General features: G+C 60.9%; 22 protein-coding genes. 16 read left to right on the forward strand and 6 right to left on the reverse strand.

Features of this window, described 5'->3' with window-relative positions; all coding sequences use genetic code 11:
- Nucleotide 1: 1 nt before the first annotated feature.
- The 6 genes from ACTFPK_RS04040 to ACTFPK_RS04065 all read left to right on the forward strand — a co-directional run bounded on the left by ACTFPK_RS04040 (nucleotide 2) and on the right by ACTFPK_RS04065 (nucleotide 5,385).
- Nucleotides 2-679, forward strand: coding sequence for a ribonuclease HII (locus ACTFPK_RS04040; protein ID WP_016442472.1), 678 nt, complete (start codon nucleotides 2-4; stop codon nucleotides 677-679).
- On the forward strand, nucleotides 679-1,002 hold the full coding sequence (locus ACTFPK_RS04045; protein ID WP_016442473.1) for a DUF2469 domain-containing protein: 324 nt from the start codon (nucleotides 679-681) through the stop codon (nucleotides 1,000-1,002). Before ACTFPK_RS04040 ends, ACTFPK_RS04045 begins: the two co-directional genes overlap by 1 nt.
- 129 nt (nucleotides 1,003-1,131) lie before the next feature.
- Nucleotides 1,132-1,557, forward strand: a complete 426-nt coding sequence (locus ACTFPK_RS04050) for a YraN family protein (RefSeq protein ID WP_051106973.1) — start codon at nucleotides 1,132-1,134, stop codon at nucleotides 1,555-1,557.
- The gene (locus tag ACTFPK_RS04055; protein ID WP_016442475.1) at nucleotides 1,554-3,074 is read left to right on the forward strand and encodes a YifB family Mg chelatase-like AAA ATPase; all 1,521 of its coding nucleotides are present in this window, start codon (nucleotides 1,554-1,556) and stop codon (nucleotides 3,072-3,074) included. Before ACTFPK_RS04050 ends, ACTFPK_RS04055 begins: the two co-directional genes overlap by 4 nt.
- A 136-nt stretch (nucleotides 3,075-3,210) precedes the next feature.
- Entirely contained in the window at nucleotides 3,211-4,428 is a 1,218-nt protein-coding gene (dprA, locus tag ACTFPK_RS04060; protein WP_196800239.1) for a DNA-processing protein DprA, read from the forward strand.
- Between the two features lie 21 nt (nucleotides 4,429-4,449).
- Nucleotides 4,450-5,385: a tyrosine recombinase XerC gene (locus tag ACTFPK_RS04065; protein WP_016442477.1), complete on the forward strand. Its 936-nt coding sequence runs from the start codon at nucleotides 4,450-4,452 to the stop codon at nucleotides 5,383-5,385.
- Between the two features lie 38 nt (nucleotides 5,386-5,423).
- Here the strand turns inward: ACTFPK_RS04065 and ACTFPK_RS04070 are convergent, their stop codons facing one another.
- From ACTFPK_RS04070 to ACTFPK_RS04090, 5 genes are all read right to left on the reverse strand, one after another.
- Nucleotides 5,424-6,056, reverse strand: coding sequence for a M23 family metallopeptidase (locus tag ACTFPK_RS04070; protein ID WP_155875922.1), 633 nt, complete (start codon nucleotides 6,054-6,056; stop codon nucleotides 5,424-5,426).
- Nucleotides 6,057-6,293: 237 nt separating this feature from the next.
- A complete protein-coding gene (gene rsgA, locus ACTFPK_RS04075) occupies nucleotides 6,294-7,364 on the reverse strand; it encodes a ribosome small subunit-dependent GTPase A (protein ID WP_394532587.1) in 1,071 nt (356 codons plus the stop codon).
- A complete protein-coding gene (locus ACTFPK_RS04080; RefSeq protein ID WP_439911150.1) occupies nucleotides 7,361-8,113 on the reverse strand; it encodes an ABC transporter permease in 753 nt (250 codons plus the stop codon). The genes rsgA and ACTFPK_RS04080 overlap by 4 nt, the downstream gene beginning before the upstream one ends.
- Complete coding sequence (locus ACTFPK_RS04085; RefSeq protein WP_394532584.1) at nucleotides 8,113-8,841, reverse strand: ABC transporter permease; 729 nt, start codon at nucleotides 8,839-8,841, stop codon at nucleotides 8,113-8,115. Before ACTFPK_RS04085 ends, ACTFPK_RS04080 begins: the two co-directional genes overlap by 1 nt.
- A 14-nt stretch (nucleotides 8,842-8,855) precedes the next feature.
- Nucleotides 8,856-9,818: an ABC transporter ATP-binding protein gene (locus ACTFPK_RS04090; protein ID WP_394532583.1), complete on the reverse strand. Its 963-nt coding sequence runs from the start codon at nucleotides 9,816-9,818 to the stop codon at nucleotides 8,856-8,858.
- A 664-nt stretch (nucleotides 9,819-10,482) separates the two neighbouring features.
- On the opposite strand from ACTFPK_RS04090, the gene rpsB reads away from it, so the two are divergent.
- From rpsB to ACTFPK_RS04115, 5 genes are all read left to right on the forward strand, one after another.
- Nucleotides 10,483-11,340: a 30S ribosomal protein S2 gene (rpsB, locus tag ACTFPK_RS04095; RefSeq protein ID WP_016442484.1), complete on the forward strand. Its 858-nt coding sequence runs from the start codon at nucleotides 10,483-10,485 to the stop codon at nucleotides 11,338-11,340.
- A 29-nt stretch (nucleotides 11,341-11,369) separates the two neighbouring features.
- Nucleotides 11,370-12,218: a translation elongation factor Ts gene (gene tsf / locus ACTFPK_RS04100; protein WP_016442485.1), complete on the forward strand. Its 849-nt coding sequence runs from the start codon at nucleotides 11,370-11,372 to the stop codon at nucleotides 12,216-12,218.
- Nucleotides 12,219-12,672: 454 nt separating this feature from the next.
- Nucleotides 12,673-14,400: an SHIRT domain-containing protein gene (locus ACTFPK_RS04105; protein ID WP_016442486.1), complete on the forward strand. Its 1,728-nt coding sequence runs from the start codon at nucleotides 12,673-12,675 to the stop codon at nucleotides 14,398-14,400.
- A 49-nt stretch (nucleotides 14,401-14,449) separates the two neighbouring features.
- Nucleotides 14,450-18,412 carry an SHIRT domain-containing protein gene (locus ACTFPK_RS04110; RefSeq protein WP_016442487.1) on the forward strand — a complete coding sequence of 1,321 codons (3,963 nt, stop codon included), beginning with the start codon at nucleotides 14,450-14,452 and terminating at the stop codon, nucleotides 18,410-18,412.
- A gap of 176 nt (nucleotides 18,413-18,588) precedes the next feature.
- Nucleotides 18,589-19,470, forward strand: coding sequence for a formate/nitrite transporter family protein (locus tag ACTFPK_RS04115; RefSeq protein WP_016442488.1), 882 nt, complete (start codon nucleotides 18,589-18,591; stop codon nucleotides 19,468-19,470).
- Between the two features lie 101 nt (nucleotides 19,471-19,571).
- On the opposite strand, the gene ACTFPK_RS04120 is transcribed toward ACTFPK_RS04115, so the two are convergent.
- On the reverse strand, nucleotides 19,572-20,666 hold the full coding sequence (locus tag ACTFPK_RS04120; protein WP_016442489.1) for a YeiH family protein: 1,095 nt from the start codon (nucleotides 20,664-20,666) through the stop codon (nucleotides 19,572-19,574).
- A gap of 64 nt (nucleotides 20,667-20,730) precedes the next feature.
- On the opposite strand from ACTFPK_RS04120, the gene pyrH reads away from it, so the two are divergent.
- The 5 genes from pyrH (at nucleotide 20,731) to ACTFPK_RS04145 (ending at nucleotide 24,571) form a co-directional block, all read left to right on the forward strand.
- Nucleotides 20,731-21,480, forward strand: a complete 750-nt coding sequence (pyrH, locus tag ACTFPK_RS04125; protein ID WP_284898402.1) for a UMP kinase — start codon at nucleotides 20,731-20,733, stop codon at nucleotides 21,478-21,480.
- A gap of 99 nt (nucleotides 21,481-21,579) precedes the next feature.
- A complete protein-coding gene (gene frr, locus ACTFPK_RS04130; RefSeq protein ID WP_016442491.1) occupies nucleotides 21,580-22,137 on the forward strand; it encodes a ribosome recycling factor in 558 nt (185 codons plus the stop codon).
- Nucleotides 22,137-23,015 (forward strand): phosphatidate cytidylyltransferase, encoded by an 879-nt coding sequence (locus tag ACTFPK_RS04135; protein WP_394532580.1) that lies wholly within the window; start codon nucleotides 22,137-22,139, stop codon nucleotides 23,013-23,015. Before frr ends, ACTFPK_RS04135 begins: the two co-directional genes overlap by 1 nt.
- Nucleotides 23,016-23,157: 142 nt before the next feature.
- A complete protein-coding gene (locus tag ACTFPK_RS04140) occupies nucleotides 23,158-23,697 on the forward strand; it encodes a DivIVA domain-containing protein (protein ID WP_016442493.1) in 540 nt (179 codons plus the stop codon).
- Nucleotides 23,698-23,707: 10 nt separating this feature from the next.
- Complete coding sequence (locus ACTFPK_RS04145; RefSeq protein ID WP_284898398.1) at nucleotides 23,708-24,571, forward strand: GNAT family N-acetyltransferase; 864 nt, start codon at nucleotides 23,708-23,710, stop codon at nucleotides 24,569-24,571.
- Nucleotides 24,572-24,754 lie beyond the last annotated feature (183 nt).

Raw genomic sequence — 24,754 nt, forward strand, 5'->3', positions numbered from 1 at the left:
CGTGCAGGAACCTGATCGCACCGTTGAAAAAGAACTGTTGGCTCGGCTCGAGGCACACGGCGGGGGTATTCTCGCTGCCGTGGATGAAGTGGGTCGCGGCGCCATCGCCGGACCGGTCTGTGTCGGTATAGCCCTCCTGGATAGGAGCACCCCGGATGACTTCCCGCTCGGATTAGGCGATTCGAAAATGCTGAGCGCGCACCGGCGGGAAATGATCTACCAGGCGGCCCGCGACTGGCCGCTCGCGGTGGCGGTGGGAAGCGCAGCCGCCAGTGTGGTCGACACGGTGGGAATTATTGAAGCCTTGCGATGTGCGGCTGCGGATGCTCTCGCTCAGCTGGAGAAATCCGGATTACGCCCCGATGCTGTTCTCTTAGACGGAAAACACAATTGGTGGGCCCAGGATTCCCTCTTCGATGCCGAACCGACGGTCCCGCAGCTTCCGGTCACCACCGTGATTAAAGGGGATGCTTCCTGCGCGGGGATCGCCGCAGCATCCGTCGTCGCGAAAGTTGAGCGAGACCGCTATATGGAGGCACTCGCAAAAGAATTCCCCGATTACGATTGGGAACATAATAAAGGGTACGGTACGCGTGCTCACCTCGATGCTATCGCGCAGGTGGGGCCGAGCCCGTATCATCGAACGTCGTGGCATTTGCCCGCGGTAAGGAGTGAATAATGAGCGAGATTGACGGCTACGAAGCCGAATTGGAACTCGCGTTATATCGCGAGTACCGCGATGTTGTGAAGATTTTCCGCTACGTGGTGGAAACCGAACGGCGTTTTTACTTGGCCAATGACGTAGACGTGAAAGTACGATCCTCGACTGCAGGTGACGTGTTTTTCGAGGTGAACCTGAGCGATGCGTGGGTGTGGGATATCTACCGCACATCCCGTTTCATTCGTTCGGTACGGGTGGTGACTTTTAAAGACGTCAATATCGAAGAGCTCAACCAAACCGATATTACTCGGGAACTTGATCTTCCTGGTTCCTCGCTTTAATCGGGAGAATGTTGCGTCGTGAGCTCTAGCGAAGCTTACGTTTATCCACAGGTATCTGAAACGACGACGCTATCCCCAGCCGCGCACCGCACGAGCCACCATTGGTAATATCCGCGTCACACTAGGGGCATGTACCAGTGTGAAACTTTGCATGCCACCATTGCTCGCAACGAGCTCGCCCCACTTCCTCCTTCCGCCACCACCCGGGAGGTAGGCGAGTGGGGAGAAAACGTGGCCGCCGCATATGTGCGGGAGCACGGCTACCACGTGCTGGCCCAGAATTGGAGATGCCGATGCGGGGAAATTGACCTGGTATGCCGCGAAGAGCCCAGCGGCGCACTGGTTGCGGTTGAGGTGAAAACCCGCCGCGGGCGGAATACGGTTCCCGCTCCTCTGGCCGTTAGTACCGAAAAATATCGCAGGCTTCGCCATCTTCTGGCGCAGTGGCTCCACGTAGAAGGTGGAACCTACCCCGCACTCGCGGTGGATATCGTGGCCGTGAATGTGCCTACCTCCGGTCCCGTCACTATCGACCATCTGCGGAACGCCTCATGATTGGCACCTCCCATACCGTCTCTATCCTCGGTGTTCGGGGCATGCCTATCCGGGTGGAAGTAGCGCTCCTTTCGGGACTGCCCAATTTCACTATCGTTGGCCTGCCCGATGCTGCGGTGAGCGAATCACGCGAACGCATCCGAGCCGCTTTCGCCGCGGCTCGGATCCCATTCCCGGCCGGGCGCGTCACTGTGAACTTGTCTCCGGCAGATACCCCGAAAGTCGGTACCGCTTTCGATGTGGCGATCGCTGCCGCCATCCTCGCTGCGCAGGCCCATTCCCACGTGCCGCCCGGAAGCGTCTTCCTAGGCGAATTAGGGCTGGACGGATCGGTGCGCCCGGTGCGGGGAGTATTACCGTGCGTGCTGGGCGCCGCTCACCATGGCTTCCAGCACGCCATTGTTCCGCACGGTTGCGGAGCCGAAGCTGCGCTGGCCCAGATCCAAGTGGGAGAAATCTGGCATATCACCCAAATAGCGCAGCGCCTGGGGGTTGCTAGTGATCCCGTGCCGCCACCGCCACCCGTGCCGGTATCCCCACCCCGCACCGGCAGCGATAGTGGCGACCTCGCTGAGGTACGGGGCCAATACCTGGCCCGCCACGCCTTGGAAATAGCAGCCGCGGGCGGCCACCACCTTCTCATGATCGGGGCACCCGGCGTGGGTAAATCCATGCTGGCCACCCGGCTACCGGGAATTATGCCTCCCCTCACCCGCGCACAGGCGGTTGAAAGCGCCAGCATTCGCTCCATCGTCGGGCAATTTGAGGAGATCACCACCCGGCCTCCCTACGTGGCGCCTCACCACACTTCAAGCGCCACCGCGCTGGTGGGAGGAGGCAGCCGGCCCCGCCCCGGAGCGATCTCCCTCGCGCACCACGGTGTACTTTTCCTCGATGAACTTCCCGAATTCACCACCAGAGCCATCCAGTCCCTCCGCGAACCCATGGAATCGGGAGAAGTACATATTCACCGCGCCCAAGGCTCGGTATGCTTCCCGGCCCGTTTCCAACTGGTAGGAGCAGGAAACCCGTGCAGGTGCGGCAGGCTACTTGATTCCCCAACCTCCTGCACCTGTTCGGGGGCAGACCGCGCCCACTACCAGCACCGCATCGGAGGCCCGCTCCGGGATCGCATCGATCTTATGGTTAATCTGCCCAGGCCTAGTCGGGCTGAATTAGCCGCGGGCAACAGCGGGGATAGTAGCGAAACGGTCGCCGCGCGAGTGCGTGAAGCACGTGAACGCCAACACCACCGCTTCCGGGGCGAAACCTGGGATATCAACGCGGCGATACCAGGTACCTGGCTCCGTGCGCATACCCAGTTAGCACCCAGTTCAAGCGCGAGCCTGGGTGAGGCTCTCACCCGCGGTCTCATCAGCATGCGGGCCGCGGATAAAATCCTGCGAGTTGCCTGGACCCTTGCAGATCTAGCAGGCCATACACAGCCCACCACCGACGACGTTGCCGGGGCATTTGCCCTGCGCGGAAAAGGAAATTCTAGTTATGACAGAGGATAAAACACCATGGACCGGCAGCGAAATAACCGGAGCTGCCGGCGTAACACAAACCGCCACGGAAACGTCCGACACAGTAGCGGCTCACCCGGGAATTACCAGCACGAAAAACACGAGCACGCAAGAAGAAACCGCAGCAATGGCATGGACACGCTTGGCCGAAGGGGAGGACTACCATGCCGTTGCGCTCACCGAACATCTCGGTTACGCCGGAGCTCTGGATTGGTTGGAAGAAATACGCGCGGGTGCCCCGATTCCTGAATCGCTGCGCGCAGCCACTGCTCGCTGGAGTGCCCGCTACGATGCACAGGGCTTTGCGCGCGACCGTGAACTACTTAACCGAGGTTACGGCTTCACCTACCCGGGTAGCCCCACCTGGCCGCGATCCTTAGCACAGCTCGGGGAACAACGTCCGCTGGGACTATGGTGGAAAGGAAATATTGCGGCGCTGGATCGCCCCACGCTCGCGATGGTGGGCTCCCGCGCCGCTACCGACTATGGCGAAAAGATCGCCACCGATTTCAGTTACGAACTTGCTGAACGCGGTGCTCTTATTGTTTCCGGGGGAGCCATTGGTATTGATGCGGCTGCTCACCGTGGCGCTATACTCGCGAACGCTCCGACCGCGGTGGTCTTTGCCAGCGGGATCAACCGGCCCTATCCTAAAGTCCACCAGGAACTCTTCGCGCGGATTCTTGATACTGGCGGGCTTGCCCTTTCCGAAACTGCTCCGGGCAATGCCCCTCACCGGCACCGTTTTCTGGCCCGGAACCGGATCATTGCCGGCCTATCACGTGCCGTTGTTGTTATTGAAGCTCCCTATAGGTCGGGCGCCATTAATACCGCGGGGCACGCACATACTTACGGCATCCCGGTCGGGGCAGTGCCCGGATCCATTTACGCGATGTGTTCAACGGGCTGCCATCGGCTGCTGCGAGAAGGAGCGGTGTGTATTACCGGGGTGGAAGATATTGTGGAATTGCTCGGCTTTAGCGCCGGCCAGCAATTTGTCCAAGATCGCGCGCGGGTGGCGGAGGGGAACACCACGGCTGCTCACCGCGGCGCATCGGCCAGCCGAACGGTTACTCACGCGCTTGCCGGCGGGGTGCAATTAGGGCTCGGGCTAACTGTTACCGATCCGCTTGCCGGGGATCCCCGGGCGGTGCGGGTGCGCGACGCGCTACCGGCTCGCAACTACCAGCCCCTGGATAAAATAGCGCAGACCGCGGGAATGGGATTTACCGAAGTGATGGCGGCCCTCGGGAAACTTGAGATAGCAGGAATTGCGGAGAGCCGGGGAGGGAAGTGGCGCCTGACGCCCCAGGCTCGGGAGTCGAGCCGACAGCGGGCCACCTAAGGCTCGCATAAACTGGGGAGTATGCGAGTAGCAGATATTTTGGACCGTTATGAGCGAGAACTGCGGCTGCGCCGCGGATACTCCGAACATACGATCCGCGCCTATCTACACGAGGTGGTGTCTCTCCTCGCTTTCCTTCACGAGCTATCTACCGGAAACAAGCCGGCGGATCAGGACTCATCCGATCTTGATATTGATCTCGAACACCTGGATCTCGCTGATTTGCGGGCCTGGCTAGCCCATTCACGCGAACACGGGAGTGCCCTAGCCTCAATGGCTCGGCAATCTGCTGCAATACGTACTTTTAGTTCCTGGGCATACCGATGCGGCTATACCGCTTCGGATGCGGCAGCACGGTTGAAATCACCTCGGGTCACCAACGAGCTCCCGCATGTTCTCAATGAGCACCAGGCCCAACAGTTGCTTAACAACGCGAAAAGCCATGCGGTCGAGAGCGGAGAAGCTCTCGCCTACCGGGACTGGGCGGCCCTCGAGCTCATGTACGCGGCTGGTTTGCGTGTGAGCGAAGTCTGTTCTCTGGATATTGACCAGGTTCGCCCTGATTTGACGGTGCGCGTCGTCGGAAAAGGAAATAAGGAACGTGTGGTCCCGTACGGGGTGCCGGCTATGCGGGCCGTGCAGGAATACCTGCCCGCGCGTGCCGCTCTTATGAAAGAACCGACCAGGGCTCTCTTTTTGGGGGCACAAGGCAGGCGTCTCAACCCGCGTTCGCTGCGTGACGTCGTGCACCGGGCTGCCAGCCGTGCGGGAGTACCCGATATTACCCCTCACGATTTACGCCATTCCGCAGCCACGCATCTTCTTAACGGTGGCTCAGACTTGCGCAGCGTTCAAGAGATCCTCGGTCACTCATCCCTGCAAACCACGCAGCGCTACACTCACGTCAGCGCCGACAGGCTCCGGGCTGCTTTCGCCCAAGCCCACCCTCGGGCCTAAAGAAGTATCGCAGGAGTATTACTGAAGCGTCACTGGTATCAGGGATAAAGACGGATCTCACGCCGGTAGAGGAGCGAAAGCGGGTCAATATAGGTTTTCCCGCGCCGTGCACCCCAGTGCAAAACATCGCCGGGGAAGCGTCCGCCATCCTCATGGCCGGCCAGTAATGTCCCAATCACCATTCCGGTGCTCACGGTATCCCCGCGCCGTACCTGTGGTTCGACCGGTTCGTAAGTGGTGCGCAGGCCATTGGCGTGTTCAATAGAAATAACGGGGCGGTCCGCGAGCATCCCGGCATAGACCACGGTGCCCGTGCCAGCGGCAAGGACGGGGCTGCCTGCTGGGAGCTCCACATCCACTCCGCGATGCCCGGGTAGCCAATTGTGCTTCGGTGGATCAAAGGGGCGAGTGACCACAGGTTCGCTACCGGTGGGGGAGCGGAAGCCAGTAGTGCGGGGAAGCGAGGACGTTGTATAGGTTGTATTCCTGGCACTCGTCATGCGCGCGGATGCCAGCGGTGCCTTTGGCTTACTTTCCGTTGCCGAAGCTGCGGCCTGCGTGGGAGTGTTTTCCGACGACGGCGCTACTGTGCCAGATGCTGATTGCGAAATGAGGCTCGCTACCAGGGTGAGAGCCGCGCCTGCCGCGGCCAAGCAGCGTGCCACGATCATGCACCTCGCACGGGAGGAGGAGCGCACGGTGGCCCGAGCACGGGTACTGGTGCCCGGGCCACAGCGCATACCGGGGAATCGAGTCGCAAAAATCCTGAGAGTCTTCATAGGGCTGAGCATTCCCTGACTAGAGCTCACCCGCCAGCGGGCTTCTTCATGCTGTGGATAGTTCATACGTATCCGCAGCCTGTGGATGGCTCTGGCCTTTATCTGGGCGCTCGCTCGGGTTTTGCGCTGTTATCCGCGGTTTTTGCCTTTCAGGCGCATCGTTTCCCGACGCCCGCGGGTATTCTCTTTCGAAGCGTACCGATCCTGGCTCCGCGCCGTTCGCGCATCGCTGCGGCAACGTAACCGCTCCGCCTCCGCCATCATCCGCAGATAGCGGTCTAGCCGGTCCGCATCCAAAGACCCGCTCGCACAGGCCTCACGCACCGCACACCCCGGCTCACGCCCGTGGCTACAATTCGCGAAATGGCACGATGCAGCCAAGTTGTGAATATCCGCGAAGGTATCCGCAATAGCCTCCGTGTCCATCGTGGCTCCCAAAGCGCGTACTCCGGGGGTATCGATGACCGCGAAGTTTTCTCCGCAGACCAGCTGACGCCCAGTGGTGGTGTGCCGACCCTTATGGTCACTTTCGCGCACCGCTCCCACAGTCTGGGTAGCTCCTAGCAAAGTATTGGTGAGGGTGGATTTCCCGGCACCGGAGCGCCCCACCACCACGACCGTGCAGGAGAGGCGCTCAACGAGCCGCGCCACGTCCGCAGCCGAGCGTGCATCAAGCGCAAGCACTTCCTCGCATCCCTCACCCAGTTCCTGAAGATCTGCCGGGTTTGCCAGGTCCGCCTTCGTGAGCACCAGCCAGGGACGTGCCCCGCTCGCGTGGGCCAGGGCCACGAAACGTTCGATACGCCCGCGACTGGCTGCTGGCACCACGGGTTCCACAATGAGAACCACATCAATATTCGCGCAGATAGGTTGCTCGAGAGCGGCACGGCCCACCGACGGGCGGGTGAGGTAGGTACGGCGCGGCAAAATGTCGAGAATATGCCCGGCATCATCCACGCCTACCCAGTCACCCACCACCGGCGGCCAGGATGCACTATCCCGACGGTGGCCCGGAATATCGAGGTTAATACGCACCGGCGCCCCGCCTGGCGCACCGGTATCATCAACGAGGAGCACTTCGACGGCGCCGCGATGCACTGCGGCGATCCGCCCGCCGTGCACGCGCGCGGCGCCGCCAAGGTTCATTTCCGCGACTTTCAGGTAGGCTGCCCAGCGTTCATCAAAGCCCAGAAAACTCATACGACATCCCTTCGCATACCCGAACGGAGCCGAGCTACCGCGTGGCGGGTCGCTATCACACCGATACCGGCCCAGATCGCCGCAACCGCAATATCGCGGACTACCAGCCACCCGGCCGGCTCAGCGATACCGGCAATGGTTCCCGAGAGGGGGACGGCATTCGCCAGTACTACCAGCACGGGCGGATAGTAATCGAGGGGCACAATTACCCCGGTGAACACCGGCAGGAACGTCGCGAGCAGTGTCGCCCCCAGATACGGATCGGGCAGATCCACCCCGATCCCGGCCGCTGCCACTCCGAGCAGCACCCCGCATACCAAAGCAGCCACCGCTAAGAGCGTCACGCGCCCCAGCAGTGCCGCATTTTTGTCCGGGGAGAGGAGGAAGACGGTGCCGATGGCCGCACTACCGGTGGAGACTGCCAAGACACATGGGACAGTAGCCACGGCCACCCAGTACACCACGTCGAAACGCCGGCGCAGGTGAACTTCCTGGAAGATCCCCAGTGCCCGGTCGGTTGCCACCGCGCTGACCACCCCGGAGGCCACCGACGTGGCCAAAGCAACCAGCGCCGCGGCATAGCCGGTGCGCACCAGGTCCGGGGTTCCCACATCATTGCCGAGCACCACATCAAAAAGCACGTCGAGGAGCGGAAGCACCAAGAGGGTGGTCACCGCCGTCCCCACCGTCGCAAAAGTCACCAAGGAAGCCCAGGAGACCCTGATAATCGAGCGATAGCGCGTCAGCATCACATCACCTCCAAGGTCCCGGAGCGGGTAGCACGGCGCAGCGCAGCGCGCCCCGCCACACCCGCCACTGCCAGCCACGTACTCAGCACGACCGCCCAGATCGCCGCGTCGCTCCAGGTAATAACCTCTCCAAAGAGCAAAGAGGTGGGCATCGAGAGGGGTACGAAAAGGGAGAGATAAGCCAACCACGCAGGTGGCGCCGTCGTCGTAAAAAGAATGCCGGAAGCTAAAAACATCGGAACTAGAAGCAGACCTTCGTAACTAATCGCGTTCGGGGTGAGCACGAAAAGCGCGGCGATGACGAAGGAAACGCTCAAGCAACCCAGCCACAACAGAAGAACGCCGCACGCAAAACTCCACGACGGTGCGGTGAAGGTAACCGAGGCGGAGCACAGAGCCCACGTCACCCAGGCCACCGGGAATGCCGCCAGCCCGAAGGAGCCAGCCGAAGCCACGACTGCCGCCACGCTCCGTAGCGCCCCAATCGGAGCACTCACCAGGTAGATGAGGGTGCCTTTGTAGCGCTCGAAACCAATAATTCCGGCCGCGCAGGTGGCCGTGGTCCACATGCCGATAATCCCGGCACGGACCCACCCCTGCGTCGCGCTCATAGCACCGAAAGCTCGGAAACTTAGGAATTGCGCCAGTGCCGTGGCGAGCGTCGTCGTCACCATGAGCTGGATGAAATAGGGGACAGACACAAATTGGCGCACGTGAAAAGCGCTCATACGTAACTGCCGGATCACCGCGCCAACCCATCTGCCAGCGCGAGATACGTTTCCTCCAGCGAGGCGGGGCGGGTAACCAGGTCCTCCGGCTCGTGCCCGAGGAGCGCCACCAGGCGTTCGGCCCGCGCACCGGAGCGCGCATCCCAGTAGATCGTGACGGCCCAATTACCCGCGCGCGGACGGCGAATAATCACCGCTTCGGGGAATTCAGCTTCGAGGCCGGCGACAATTTCCGCCTTGCGCGCACCCAGCGTGAACGTTGTGGTTGCACCCACCCCGGCATAGTCCGCAATATCGCGAACACTGCCGCGCACCGCGATTTTGCCGGCGCCGATGACGGTGATGATATCCGCCAGTTCTTCCACCTCCGGCATGGAATGCGAGGTGAGGAGCACGGCGGTGCCGCCGGCGGCAACGTCGCGGATAATATCGCGCACCGTCAGTGCAACGTCGGGATCCAGCCCCGTGGTCGGTTCGTCAAGAAGGAGCAGCGGCGGGGCACCCAATAAGGCGCGCGCCAGGTGGAGACGCTGGCGCATGCCGCGCGAAAACTGGCCCACTTTAGTCCCGGCAGAATCGGTGAGTTTGACACGCTCAAGCACATCAGCGACGACGCCGCGCCGCTGCCCGCTCGCCACCCCTTGCAGGTCGGCGAAATAAAGGAGATTATCGCGCGCCGTAGCCCGCGGATAAAACCCTAGGTCGCCGCCCAACACCAAGCCCAGGCAGGCGCGAGCCTTCTCGGGATGGCGCACCGCGTCGATCCCCGCGATCCGCACCTGTCCCGATGTGGGAGCTAGCAAGGTGGCGCACATCCGCACCGTTGTGGTTTTCCCGGCCCCGTTCGGGCCGAGTAAGGCATGTACCTGGCCTGCCTGGACCTGGAGGGACACGTCTTCAACTGCAACAAATTTTTCTTTCCCGAAAACGCGCCGTACGTGGGCGACGTCGAGGACGGGAATATGAGGATCTATCAAAATCCTTATCCTTATCAATCCAATTGCCGTATTCAGGGCAGCATGAACCCCTATCGCACGCACCATTTAGGAAAGTACATAGGTGTACTCACCCGGGTTTCAGAAAGATAGATATAAGCTCCGGGCGCGCATCATCGCTAAGTGCGTGCGAGAATACGACTTTCTCGCATTTTTATATAAAGAGAATTTCCTTGATGCGATAGGTATTGGATTCAAGGACTCCCATAGGGCAGGTCGCTCCTAGATTGCAGTTTCAGTAACTATGCAGGTCATCCTATAGTCATGTGGTAGTGCTGTACAATCCCACTCATATTTTGAGACGTCGCGTGTGCTCGCTTGTAAGCGGTGCTCGCTCCGCCCGCCCCGTCTGCATGTGGCCCCGTGTGCACCTTCGTTCTAGCCGCAGAATTCCCGCGAAAATCACATCCGCGCGCCGTTCCCCGTTTTTCCGGGTGGGGTAATATGTACAGGCGGCCGGTTATCTCCGGTCGTAATACGCGTGCCCGCATAAGAGGGTCGCGGATCGGTCCCGGCACGGGCTGCCCAGTGGGTGGCGCATATGGGAACCGCGGTTCGTGGGCACCAGGGCGCGGCGGCAATTCCGCCGTCGTGCAAGAACCGATACCGCGCCATCGTAATGATGGCGCCTGAGAAAGGACGCCGCATGGCTGTCGTCACCATGAGCCAGCTGCTGGAAGCTGGTGTGCACTTCGGGCATCAGACCCGCCGTTGGAACCCGAAGATGAAGCGTTACATCCTCACGGATCGTAACTCGATTTACATTATTGACCTGCGCAAGACGGTCGCCGATATCGACCGCACCTACGATTTCGTTAAGGAAACCGTGGCGCACGGCGGAAATATCCTCTTTGTGGGCACCAAGAAGCAGGCGCAGGAAGCTGTGAAGGAACAGGCCGAACGCACCGGGATGCCCTACGTGAACGAGCGTTGGCTGGGCGGCATGCTCACCAACTTCCAGACCGTTGCCAAGCGCATTGAGCGCCTCAAGGAACTCGAGCAGATGGACTTCGAAGACGTCGCCGGCTCGGGCCTGACCAAGAAGGAACTCCTCATGCTGTCCCGTGAAAAGGACAAGCTGGAGAAGACCCTCGGCGGTCTGCGTGATATGCACCGTCTTCCCTCTGCCGTGTGGGTTGTGGACACCAACAAGGAACACCTCGCGGTCTCCGAAGCTAATAAGCTCAACATTCCGGTGGTTGCCATCCTGGACACCAACTGCGATCCGGATGAAGTTGCCTACCCGATTCCGGGTAACGACGACGCCATCGGCGCCGTTGGGCTGCTCACCCGCGTCATCGGTGATGCGGTAGCCGAAGGCCTCCTGGCTCGCGGCGCCGGCAAGAACGCCACCGAAGATGCGATGCCCGAGTGGGAACGTGAAGTTCTCGCAGCCGGGGAAGCTACTGAAGAAGCCACTCCCGCCGCGGAAGCTGAAGCTGCTCCGGCCGAAGTGACCGAATCTGAAGAAAACAAGTCCGAAGAAGCTGACGCCCAGGCCTAAGCCTGAGCGCTACAAGTGAGGAGTGAAGCATGGCTAATTACACAGCCGCCGATGTGAAGGCGCTGCGTGACAAGACCGGCGCCGGCATGATGGACGCCAAGAAGGCTCTCGACGAAGCCCAGGGGGATTCCGCCAAGGCCGAAGAGATCCTGCGCGTCAAGGGCATGAAGTCCGCCGCCAAGCGTTCGGACCGCACCGCTGCGAACGGCCTGGTGGCCTCGCATGTATCCGATACTGCTGCCGGCCAGCGTGGCATTCTCGTGGAGATCAACGCCGAAACCGATTTCGTGGCCAAGAATGAGAAGTTCATCGGTATGGCCGATGAGATTCTCACCGCCGCTGTGGATTCCGGTGCCGATAGCGTGGAAGCGCTGCTCGCCGCCAAGCTGGGCGATGGCACCGTTGCGGATCGCATCACCGCCATGACCGCGGTTATCGGCGAAAAGATGGAAGTCTCCCACGTTGAGGTCCTCGAGGGCGAGCACGTGGAAGCTTATATGCACCGCACCAACCCCGACCTGCCCCCGCAGGTGGGCGTGCTGGTGGCCACCGATGCCAAGGCTGCCGAAGTTGCGCATGACATCGCCGTGCACATCGCCGCGCTCGATCCGAAGTACCTCTCCATTGAGGATGTTCCGGCCGACGTGGTGGAAACTGAGAAGCGCATCGCCACCGAGACGACCATCGCTGAAGGCAAGCCGGAAAAGGCCGTGCCGAAGATCGTGGAAGGCCGCATGCACGGCTTCTACAAGCAGGTCGTTCTCGAGGAGCAGGGCTACGCCCGCGAGCCGAAGACCCCGGTCAAGACCATCGTGTCCCAGACCGGTGGCAAGGTGACCGGTTTCAAGCGCCTGCGCGTCGGTTCGCACGCTGAGTAAGTTCATGCGCGTGCCGGGACGTAGTTTCCGGTTGCCGGGAGCTTAGCTTTCGGTTGCGAGAACACTAAACGCCGGAGGGCGGGATGTACGAGAGTACGTCCCGCCCTCCGTTGTATGTAGCGCCGGCGCTTTGAGTGCAGGTGCGGCGCGATTGATGGGCGCCGGTGCGGGGCGATGTGTGCGCAGTGATGCGCGCCGTTAGTACGACGACGGAGCCCCGCGTGCCGCGGGGCGGGGCTACCCGACGTACGCTCCGTACCGAACTTTAGGATACGAGGACTTCAGTGGGTTCCGAATCCAAATAATCTTGCGATATGGTTGAAATGTATACTGTACCAGTCCAGAGCCGGGGTGCTTAATATTTGGAATATAAGGTGTAGACATGAATATTCTTTGAGAATAATATGCAATCGGAATGTATTTCAGCAGTTGTAAACTGAAGGAAATATTCGTCATGGTTGCACGCGTCTCGGGGGAGCTCATTTTGTCCAAGCATATCCGTGTTGTTCTAACTATTCTCCTTGCTGTGGGGTTCATCGGATTTAGCGCCGCTCCTGCCTCCGCAGATCCGACCGATGTTCCGATTAACGTGGGCAGTGACGCCTACGCAATTGATAATGCGGGGCAGATTACCAGCGAGAGCGAGTTTCTTTACGACTCCTCCAAGGGCGATACCGCCGCCGATGCCTATCAAATCGCCTACCGCGGCACCCTCGATATGACGAAGGTTTGGCAACTCTATAGTTTCTTCAAGAAGATGTGGCTGTGGAGAAACGACGATGACCAGGCACGCTACGCCGCCAAAACCTTCAGCGGGGAGTGGGATATTTCCTTCACCGTTGATCCCACGGTGGTCTCCTCAAATCCGGACTTCGTGAGCTGCGAGGCTGTGCAGTCCGAAATGGATAGGCAGAATGCTCCCTCCAAGTTTGGCGAGATCATGCGCTGCGAAACTGCGGCATACGATGCCACCACCGGCAAGTTCACCGCTCACTTTGGACTGCATCACGCGGATGGCAACAAGGTGACGGGCGCAGATCTCGATAAGCCGGAATACCAGCCCGCTAAACTTGTTCTCACCACCCCGGCGCACGCCTTCTACGTTCCACAGTCCAAGTTTGAGGCCGGCAAGACCTTCAAGATGGTGGAGCCCACCGTCCGTGGCAACATGACGATGGACTACTTCTACTTTGGCATGCCACTGCGTTTCAACGACACTTCGGATCCGGTGACCTTGACGATGGTTGCTACCAACGATGCCACCTTCACTTTCGCCAGTCGGGATCCTGAACGTCAGCTCCCTGAGAGCGTCACCAAACTTGTGCCGGAGCGTGTGACTAAGTTGCGTGACGGTGCACAGGTGACCCCGCCCGCCCTCGCGCAGACAAGCGTTATCGATGGCCAAGGTACCTGGACCTTTGACGCATGGGAACCCGCTGAGGCAACTGTGGCCGGAAGTGACCTCAACTTCGTTGGTTACTGGAAGTACGCGGTGAACCCCGACGCGGTCTTCACCGCAACGTACAAATATGTGGCGGTTGATGGCTCTGCGCTCCCCGACGAAGTGATGGCCACCTTGCCGAATTCGGAGCAGGTTACTCAGGGCTCGACAGTCACACCGCCAACTCCGGCGCAAACAGAGTTCACAAGTGCCACTCGTACTGAGAGTGCGGATGTGGCCACAACGTGGAAGTTTGATGGGTGGGAACCCACGAGCGCGGTTGTTGATGGCGCGGACCTGAGCTTCACGGGCACCTGGACGAAGACGGTTGTGGAAACACCGCTACCGCCCAATCCGGAGCCCGAACCGGAACCGGAGCCCACAACGGAGCCGGAACCCGATCCGACGTGTGATCCAACAGTTGAGCCAACGGTTGATCCGACGGATACTCCCAGCACGGATCCCTCGCCCCGTCCATCGACGGAGCCCTCACACACGCCGACGGTCGCTCCAACACCGGAGCCGGCACCCACCTCCGCGCCGCAGCCCACGGTGCCAGCGCCCGTGGCGCCCACGGCTGCTCCCACGATCTCCCCAACGGTCGCACCAACGGCTAAGCCCGCGCCAGTAGCACAAGAACTGTCAAAGACCGGGCAGTCCGCGACCCCGTTTGCGCTCGCTGCCGGAGTTCTTATGCTTGCCGGAGTCGTGATTCTCGGCTTGCGCCGTCGCTCTCACTAAAACACCCGAACGACGCAAGAAACGCAAGCTTAAAGATAGGAATAACAACGTGGGCAAGAAAACTGTTGCGGTAGTAGCCGCAGCCCTCCTTGGTTTTTCAACGAACGCTCTAATATCCCCGGCTTTTGCGGCGACAACGGTGGGGACGGAGCCGGAGCTCCGTAGCGCCATCACTGCCGGCCAGAGCGTGAGTCTGAGCGCAGATATCACGCTAACCGGAGAAATTGAGATCCCGAGCAACGCGGATGTGAGTGTTGAGGGCCAAGGGCATACCATTACGGCCGGGGCACCGAGCGCCGCCCCGGGCGGGAACGACCATTACAATATGTTCCGCACCGCTGGCGGGCAGGTGACCTTCTCTGATGTCACCCTTGATGGCGCAGGTAAGCGCCGGGGACTGTGGCTCGGTGCGGGCTCTACCGCCACCCTCGACAAGGTGGCGATCAAGAACGGAACAACCGCCGGAACCCGCAATTTCGAAGGTGGGGCCGTGTACGTTCTTGACGCCGCCCTGAACGTCACCAACGATTCGGTAATCGAAAACAATTCGAGTATCTGGTCACAGGCCACCTACGATATGTGGGTCGCAGATGAGACGAAGAGGAATCCTGCCTTTGGGAACCTTCCCGCCGAAACTCAGAGTGCTCAGATCAGCCAGATGCCTAACGGTGGGGCGATTTACGCCACCGGGGCGCGCTCTACGGTGAACATTAGCGATTCCACGCTCCGTACTAACCAGGCGAAGGATCATTCGCAGGACGGTGCAGGGGTACGCGGTAACGAAGGTAACGGCGGCGCCGTCTACATGGACGGTGCGGCCACATTGGTGGCGGAACGGACTTCCTTCATTGATAACCACGTCGCCCGGGTTTCCACGGGCGGGTACCAAGGCGGTGCGATCTATGCGGGTGACAGGACGACGGCGCGCATCACCGGCAGCACCGTCAACGTTGGCGCTCCCTTCAATACCGGTGGCTTCCTCCGTGCTTTCAACGCGAATGTCACTGTAGATAACAGCGATTTCACCTTCACGGGGCGTGGGAACGCCTACGGAATTTCCGGTGGTGCTTTTGCGAGCCAGAACTCGGCGCTCAAAATTAATAATTCGCGCTTCGTGGCCAGCGATAGTTCCAAGGTGACCTTCGCCGGCGGTTTCATCGATATCGTCGGCACCGGAAGTTTTGAACTGACCAATTCGCAACTAACGGGGCGCGGCAGCGGCAACGGAAAGGGGCTGGCCACCTTCGGCGGTGCTATTGCCTTTGAAACAGGATCGAGCGCCACCGCAGTGATCCAGAATTCCACCGTTCGCGATGTGCACGCAGACTCCAACGGCGGTGCGATTTCCCTTTCTACCCGGATCGGTGAAGAATCCGCGGTTAATCTTCGCGTTGTCGATTCCACGATTTCTAATGCCGGAGCCCTGGTTTGGGGGCCTGCCACACAAGTAGGCGGTGCGCTCTTCGTGGGCCCGGGAAACACGGTAGCTCTGGAAGGCGTGACGCTGAGCTCCGGGCGCTCGGGGCGCGGTGGTCTTATTTACAACGAAGGCTCTACCACCATCACCGGTGGGACGGACTCCTCGAAGCTCTCGGGAGGTTTTGTCTATTCGGCGGTTGGTGCGGGCATTTTCAATGACGGCTACCTGAAACTCGACGACATGAGTTTGGGCGGCAACAAGAAGGGCGACTGGTCAGTACATCAGGATCATCCGTCGAGCATCGAGGTGGATGGTGCCCGGATTGGGGAGTACCCGGGTTTGAATGTGTATGCCAACAAGGATGTGATCATCACGCCCAAGGCGCGCCTTGATACCGGTGACGTGCGGGTGATCGACGGACAATCCGCGGTGCTCCTAACGGGCAAGCTCACTAACCAGCTCAATATTTCCCTGAGCGAGAATGTCAAAAATGTCAGTGAAGCGCCTTACGCCGGGCAAAATGAGCCGGCGCAGCGCTACATTGGTTACACGGTTGCGAAAGGCACTGATGGCTACGCACCTGGCGCAGATGACGCGAATACGATCCACTATGTCACTCGCGATAACCGCCAGGCTGCCGCGGAATTCGGTGACCATACAGGTGCGGGTGCCTGGGATTACGTGCTTTCCGATGAGGGCACCGTGGTTCTCGGGCAGCGCGCCACGATGTGGTACCACCCCAATGAAGGGCACTTCGATGCCCAAGCGCAGAACGTTGAGGCAGAACAGCCCTATACGATCTACTCCTCGACAAAGCTCCTTCAGGAGCACCCGGCGGCTCGCCCCGCCCAAATGACCCCGTACCAGGGTACGAACCCGGTTCGCGAGGAGACGCGCACCATTACCGACAGCCTGGGCCGCACCGCTGAGCTTGGCACCTACACATTCGTGGGTTGGTATTGCTCTGCCGTCACTCCCGCCGAGATTGCGGGCGGGCAAGCGAATAATAAGGGATACGATTTCGCGCACGCCTTTACCGACGGTGTATCAGCTGACTCCGTGGCCGATGCTAAGGGGAACAAGAACCCGTGCACGGCCGCTAGTCGAGTAATTGGCGGCGAGACGGCGCGCGCTGAGCCCGCACCGTCACAGCCGGCCGCCCCTATCACGCAGATTGTGGACCCGAATGAGCTCACTGCCTATGCGGGCTACGCTCCTGCTTACGGCGTGACCTCCACATTCGTGAGCGGTACTGCCGGCAAGGAACTGCCCGAGGGCGTAAAGAAACAGACCCCCGCCATCGACACCAAAAACGGTGCTGGCTACACGGAGGGCGATACTGTCGCTTCGGCCGCACCAGATTTCACGGCGGTTCCCGATGGCAACGGCCAGTGGACTTTCCAGGGCTGGGATGCGACCACCAAAAAGGTCACGGGGGCCGATCAGGAATTTATCGGTACGTGGGTGTGGCAACAGCAGCTTTTCAAGGTAACCCATGAATTCCGTGCTGCGGACGGTGCTAAAAAAGCCCTGCCAGAGGCACTAGCGGCGCGCACTCCCGCCGATAACCTCGGTGAGAAGGGTCAGGGTTTCCCGAAGGGAACGCTTGTCACCCCCACAGACACCTTCGATAAGGCGAGATACTCGGATGCTCCCGGGGAAGTCTGGTCTTTCACGGGGTGGGACCGCGCGAGCGACACCATTACCGATGCCGACGTTCACTTCCTCGGCTACTGGAGCCTGACACGGTATCCGCAGCCAGCTGTGATGGGAGCCTACGGGGAATGGCAGGACGAGGAGGTGACCTGTGAGAAGAATACGGTGACGCAGACCCGTATGAAGACCACGTATACGGTCACCTGGAATGCCACTACTTTGGAGTGGGATACGGTCCCCACGACTGAGACCGAAAACCAGGAGCGGGAGAAGACTCCGGAGGAAGTGAAGGCCTGCACTCCGGAACCCACCAAGGCCCCGATGCTCACCGAGTGGATTGATGGGGAGAAATCCTGCGAGACCCACCAGGTAGTGCAATCCCGCACGAAGACCACGTACACGTATACCTGGAATGTGGAAACCCTGAGTTGGGATGAAACAGCGACACCGAGCACCGAGACGCAATCACGGCCAATGACCGCTGTGGAGCTCAAGGAATGCTCGGTGGAGCCAGATCCGGCACCGGAGCCTGGGCCGCAGCCGCCTGCACCGGCACCGCAACCGGAACCTGGTCCCGCACCGCAGCCTGATCCAGGGCCCGGCCCGGAGCCGGATCCTCAACCAGATCCGCAACCGGAACCGAGCAAGCAGCCTGCTCCGCGTCCTGACCCGCACCCGAGTGTCACGCCGTCGGCACCCGGAAGGCCGAGCCCCGAACCTACACGGGAGCCGAGTCTGATTCCGACACCGGTGCCGACGTCCGGGCAGCCAGCCCAGCCGGCGCCCACGCCGGATCAAACACCTACGCCACCAGCTGGGCGCTCGCAGCGCCTCGTGCATACGGGTAGCGGGACTGGCGGCGCCATTGGCGCAGCCCTCCTCTCGATGCTCCTGGGCGCAGGCGCCATGGTTTATCGGCGCGGTGAGCGTCGCTAAATAGGTAGCGTGAGATAGTTGAGCTGTGCGCTCCGTCCGGCAAGGACGGGGCGCACAGCTCCGTCGTCGTACCCTCACGCACCGTGCCCTGTCCCTATCTGCTCATAAATGTCTATAGCTCCCACCGGGCACTTTCACATAAGATGAGGGACGCTGAACTGACAAAGGAGTAAGAGGTGAGCATAACCATTCCCGATCCGCACACCCTCGCGGTTGAGAACGCCCGAGCGGCATACAAGAAAACTAAGAAACCGCTGACGCGATCCTTCGTGATGGCACTCTCGGGCGGTGCCTTCATTGGCATGGGCTACATTTTCTACATTACGTCGCAACAGGGCCTGGCCGACGGTCCGCTCGGCCCGGCGAAAGTCCTGGGAGGCCTGTGCTTCTCGGTTGGCCTCATCCTAGTGGTGCTGACCGGCTCGGATCTCTTCACCTCAACCACGATGACGGTTATGCCGCTCTACCACAAGAGGGTGCGTCCCCGGCGGTTCTTCGCTCACTGGGGCACTTCTTTGGCCGGCAATTTGGTTGGTGCGCTGTTTTTGGCGTTGCTCGTCTTTGGCGCGGGCCAGGCGCTCTCCAACGGCGGGGCGTGGGGGGAGGTTGCCCTCCATACCGCGGCGGGCAAGGCCGCGCATTCTATCCCGGAGGCCTTCCTCCTGGGCGTGCTCGCGAATATCGCGGTGTGTGCCGGTGTATGGATTGCGCAATCGGGGCGTTCTACGGCGGATAAGATTCTCGCCTGTCTATGCCCCATCCCGCTTTTCGTTGCCGCCGGATTCGAGCACTCGGTGGCTAATATGTTCCTGCTTCCGCTCGGCCTTATGTGCAAGTACTGGGGCGGGGATGCTTTCTGGAATTCCGAAGCGGTCCTCGCTTCCGGTCACGGGCTCGCTGACTACGCCGCATTCACGCCGGGCGCCGTTGCCCTCAATATCGGTGTGGTGATTCTTGGCAATATTGTGGGCGGCGGTTTCATCCTCGCCACCTACTTCTGGGTTGCGTATCTACGTGACGACGACGCAGCCGACGTTTACGACGCGCCGTTGAAGTAATCCACGCCGATACCGGCTAACGTGCCCGCATATGGACATACACGAAGCGGGGGCTTCCATCTACGTAGGAAAGCCCCCGCTTCGTGCATCTTACGCCGTTGCTACACCACAAAAACGGCCACGCACGCCAGTCCGATCCCCACAATCACCAGAGTGAGAAGGAAACCGAAGAGGACGGTGCGTGCCCCCGTATGCATAATCGTTTTGAGATGAACGCCGGCGCCCATGGCGCCCATAGCGGCGATGAGGAGCCAGTTGGCGACGTCGTTACCAAGAATCTGCAAGGCGCTGGCCGCCCAAGCCTGGTTTTCCAGCACGGAGGCGATCCCCACCGCGATCAGGAAGCCGAGTACGAATAACGGGATGAGAGGTGCGGAGCTCCGCGTATGGCCGTGAGTATCGAGTGCCGCACCGTCCAGCCCCGCGGCTCGGGCCTCGCGTTGCTTAGCGGCGCGCTCCAGTAGCCCCACCACGGCGATCACCGCGGCCAGGCACACCACGCGCCCAAGCTTGGCGGCAGTAGCGGTATCGGCCACCCCACCGTAAATATTGGCGGCGGCCACCACCTGGCCAACTTCGTGAATGGTGGCGCCCATCCATACAGCCGCCTGGTTGGCACTCAAGTCCAGCAGGTGGGCGAGCCAGGGGAGTGCCACCAGGGTGAGGGTACCGAAAAGCGTCACGCAGGCAATAGCGGTTGCCGCGGCGGTATCGCGTTCATCTTCGTTACGCACCCGCACCACGGCGGAAGTTCCCGCCACCGCGGAGGCCCCGCAGATGGAGGTGCCCACGGCGGTGAGAATAGCCGAAGCGTGGGGCACCCGCAGGAGTTTGCTCAGGGGCACAGAAATGAGCATCGTTGCGGTCACGCAGGTGACGATCGTGATGAGGGTACCCCAGCCCAAGCCCAAAATTGCGGGGATGGACAGGCGCAGCCCCAGGAGTACCACCCCGGTGCGCAGTACCCGTTTGGAGGTGAAAGTGAGACCGCGGTTTGCTGAACGAGGAATAAGTCCCAGGTTGCGCACCAGCATGCCCAATACGATAGCGAAGAGCATGGCGGAAAGCAGGGGCATCAGTTTACTCAGGCCCCAGGACGCTACCGCGATGAGAGCGGCAAGCAGCACGCCCGGCGTGAGGGCGCGCAGTGACGCCGCCCATGTGGCGGCATCAGAAGAAGTATTTTCATTAGACACCCGGATATTATGCCCCAGTGCACGCTGGTATGGTTAAGCCCGATGAACTGAGCGACGGGAGGCAATGGTGACGCTACTGGAACATGACGCGAGCTCGGATGGGGTCCGCCGAGTTCTTCTTAAATTATCGGGGGAAACTTTCGGGGCGGGTAGTGTTGGCGTCGATGCCGCGGTACTCCAGCGTGTCGCCGGGGAAATTGCCGAAGCGGCGGCTTCTGGAATCGAAGTAGCCATTGTTGTTGGTGGAGGAAACTTCTTCCGCGGAGCTGAATTGCAGCAATCCGGAATGGATCGTGCCCGGGCGGACTATATGGGGATGCTCGGTACCGTTATGAACGCGATCGCGCTCCAGGATTTTATCGAGCAGGCCGGAACCCAGTGTCGCGTGCAAACCGCAATTCAGATGACGCAGATTGCCGAACCCTATATTCCCTTGCGCGCCATCCGTCACCTCCAGAAGGGACGGGTGGTTATTTTCGGTGCCGGAGCCGGCATGCCCTACTTCTCCACCGACACGGTTTCCGCCCAGCGTGCCCTGGAGCTGCGCTGCGATGAGCTTCTTATGGGCAAGAACGGGGTGGACGGAGTCTATACCGCGGATCCGCGCACCCATCCGGAAGCGGAAAAGCTCACCGCTATCAGCTACGATACGGTGCTTTCCCATAATCTCCAGGTGGCCGACGGTGCCGCCTTTGCTCTGGCACGGAATAACTCCCTGCCGATGCGGGTTTTCGGTATGACCGAGCCGGGTAACGTCACCGCAGCGCTGCGCGGTGAGAATATTGGAACGGTGGTCTCCGCCCAGGGCGTATAGCCCCGCTAAGCCGGTAAGATATGTCACATCGGGCGCGTGGTAGCTGCGTCGTCGTACCACGTAGCTACGCGCCGTGAACGAAACTGCGAAGGAAAAAAGATGATTGAAGAAGCTTTGCGCGAAGCTCGCGAAAAGATGGGCAAAACTATTGAAGCAACCAGCGAAGAATTTTCGCATATCCGCTCCGGGCGGGCCAGTGCCGGAATGTTTAACCCGATTCTGGTGGACTACTACGGCACCCTCACGCCGCTCCAGCAGCTAGCCACCATTACCATTCCCGAACCGCGCACCGTTATGATCACGCCTTTCGACCCAGGTGCCAAGCAGGGTATTGATAAGGCGCTGCGCGAATCGGACCTGGGTGTCAATCCCTCCGATGACGGCAATGTGCTGCGCGTGAACCTCCCGGCTCTGACCGAGGAACGCCGCAAGGACTACGTCAAGCTGGCGCGCAACCGCGCTGAAGACGGGCGCGTGTCCATCCGTGCGGTGCGTCGCAAGGCTAAGGACACCCTCGAAGCTATCCAAAAAGATGGCGAGGCCGGGGAAGACGAAGTCAAGCGCGCCGAAGACGAACTGGAAAAGCTGACGAAGAGCTTCGTGGAGCAGATCGATAAGCTCCTCGAAGGCAAGGAAAAGGACCTGCTCGAAATCTAATGTCGCGCACCTCGTTGCGGAGCCTGCTCGCTCCGCGTCCCCCGCAACCGCCGCGCCCCACCTCCTCGCGGGCCGGACGTAACCTCAAAGCCGCCGTCCCCACCGCGCTCATCCTGCTAGCACTGGTGGCTCTCAGCGTTCTCTGGCGTATCGAGCTCTTTGTGGTGCTCGTGGTGGTGGCGCTCAGCTTTGCCGTATGGGAGGCCACCGGCGCGTTTCTCGCGCGCCGTATCCGGCTGCCGCTCACGACGCTACTGGCCGGGAATATCGCGATACTGGCGCTGGCCTGGTGGCGCGGACTCGGGGCCGCAGTGCTCGCTTTCGGGGTAACGGTGGTGGCCTGCGCTCTGTGGCTGGGGGTACGCGACCGGGCGCGCGCGCAAGTGAGCGACGCCGCCTGCGCGGTTTTCGTCTCTCTATGGGTTAGCGTGCTGGGGAGTTTCGCGGTGGCACTGTGCCAGCTGGATTCCCCGGCGTGGATGGTGGCAGCACTTATCCTTCTGCCCGTTGCCAATGACACCGGGGGTTGGGCTGCGGGGGTGCTTTTTGGGCGCCATCCGCTCGCCCCGCGAATTTCGCCGAAGAAAACCTGGGAGGGGTTGGCGGGATCAATCCTGGCCTGCCTGGTGGTGGCATTGTTGCTTGCCACAGTGGCTCTCGGGCACAGCGTGTGGTGGGCCTTCGGTATCGGGATGGCAGCGGTGGTGTGCTGCACTGCCGGTGATCTGCTTGAATCACGCCTCAAACGCTGGCTCGGTGTTAAAGATATGGGTGCAATTTTCCCCGGGCACGGTGGCATGCTTGATCGTATTGATTCCATCCTGCTGTGGGCGCCGTTCTGCTACCTTTTCTTCGCGGCGGCGCAAGGGGTGTTCTGAGGCGCGCCCGGTGTACGGTGCGACTGCGCTGTGAGCGAGAGCGGCGTGTGGTGGGCGCATATGGCAAAATGAGTGCGGCACATTAAGAGGGAAGGTCGGCAGGTCGGCACTGTGGTGCCGGCGTAGACAAGTGAGGTGAGTTGTGAGCACGTTTAAACGAGTGGGTCCGCTCACGCGCGGATACAATACCGAGCAGGTCGATGATTTCCTCGCCCGCGCAAAAGACGCATATTCGCGGGGCACTGGTGATATGGACGAAACGGATGTGCGGCGTGCCGGTTTTTCCCGCCAGCGTGGCGGATATGATCCGGCCCGGGTAGATGCTGCTCTCGACCGTCTCGAAGCTGCCTTTATTCATCTTAAGCGGGCTAATACTATCGGGGCGCGTGGGGAACAAGCCTGGCTCAACCTCGCTTACCAGGATGCTAAAAGCCTTTATCCGCGCCTCCTGCGCCCGGCTGGGCAGCGTTTTGCTGATGCTGAAGGCTGGGGATACCGCAAATCGGATGTTGACGAACTGCTCGATCGCCTCGCCCGGTATTTTGACGGTGAAGAAACCATCACCTCAGAAGTGGTACGCGACGCTATTTTCCCGGAATCACGCGGGAAAAACGCTTATGACGAAGCCGTCGTTGATGTGTTCCTCGAGCGGGCTGTCAGCGTCTTGCTTGCGGTGGAGTAAACGCACTGCGATGAAACGCTCCATTTGGCCGCATCGAGCTGCATCATCGCTGCGCCGTCTCACGGGCGCGGATAAATCCCGCGCTCTGGAATTTTTAGCCCGCGACCCGATCAACTCCGTGCTCGCCCGCGTCAATGTAGAACGCATGGGCGTGGGGACATCCTCGGCGCTGGCGGCGATGCACCGCCGCGATATTGAAGCACTAGCCTGGGACGGCGGCAATATTATTCCCCTGGGATTTTCCCCGGCGGGTCTGCGCGAACTGGGCGACGATATTCTTTCCCGTCATCGGGTAGCCTGCTCCATCCTCGGGCCAGCCGATCAGGTTCTTGGACTGTGGGAGCATCTGGAGCGCTCCTGGAGCCCCGCTCGCGAAATTCGTGCGCGCCAGTATTCCCTCTCTATGACTCACGCCTCCGCGGTAGCACCAGATCCGCAGGTGCGTCCGGCCGAGCCATGGGAATTCGGCGCTGTTTTCCCCGCGGCAGTCGCCATGTTCACCGAGGAAGTCGGATACGACCCGACTGTTTATGGGCCGAGCTACGGGCGGCGGGTCCGTGAGCTGATCCGCTCCGGTTACACTTTCGTGCGCATGGGCATCGATCCCGCCACCGGCGCCCCGCGGGTGGAATTCAAGGCTGATATCGGTGCATTGGCCGGGGGAGTGGCGCAGATCCAAGGTGTATGGACTGCTCCTGACCTACGGGGACGCGGGATAGCGACCCGGGCGATGGCCAGCGTCATCGACCAGGTGCGCGCCCGCTATGCATCCACTGTCTCCCTTTACGTCAATGACTACAATACCGCCGCGGTTAGGCTCTACCAGCACGTAGGTTTTAGCCGCGCGGGGGAATGGGCAACGGTCCTCCTCTAGCTTCAGGGCGCCGCATGTACCATCTGGCACCACGTTGCCGCTCCGTTTGGCGCTGTTGCTCCGTTCGGGTACCGTTCCCACCATCCGCTCCGGTGCCGAGTGGGCCGTGCCCCGTTTGCGCCGTTGCCCCATCCACCACCGGTGTCGCGCCGTCCTGCATCATGAGCGGGTAGAATGGCGGGC

The sequence above is a fragment of the Actinotignum sp. UMB0459 genome, assembly GCF_051905915.1.
In the GTDB taxonomy this organism is placed as follows: Bacteria; Actinomycetota; Actinomycetes; order Actinomycetales; family Actinomycetaceae; genus Actinotignum; species Actinotignum sanguinis.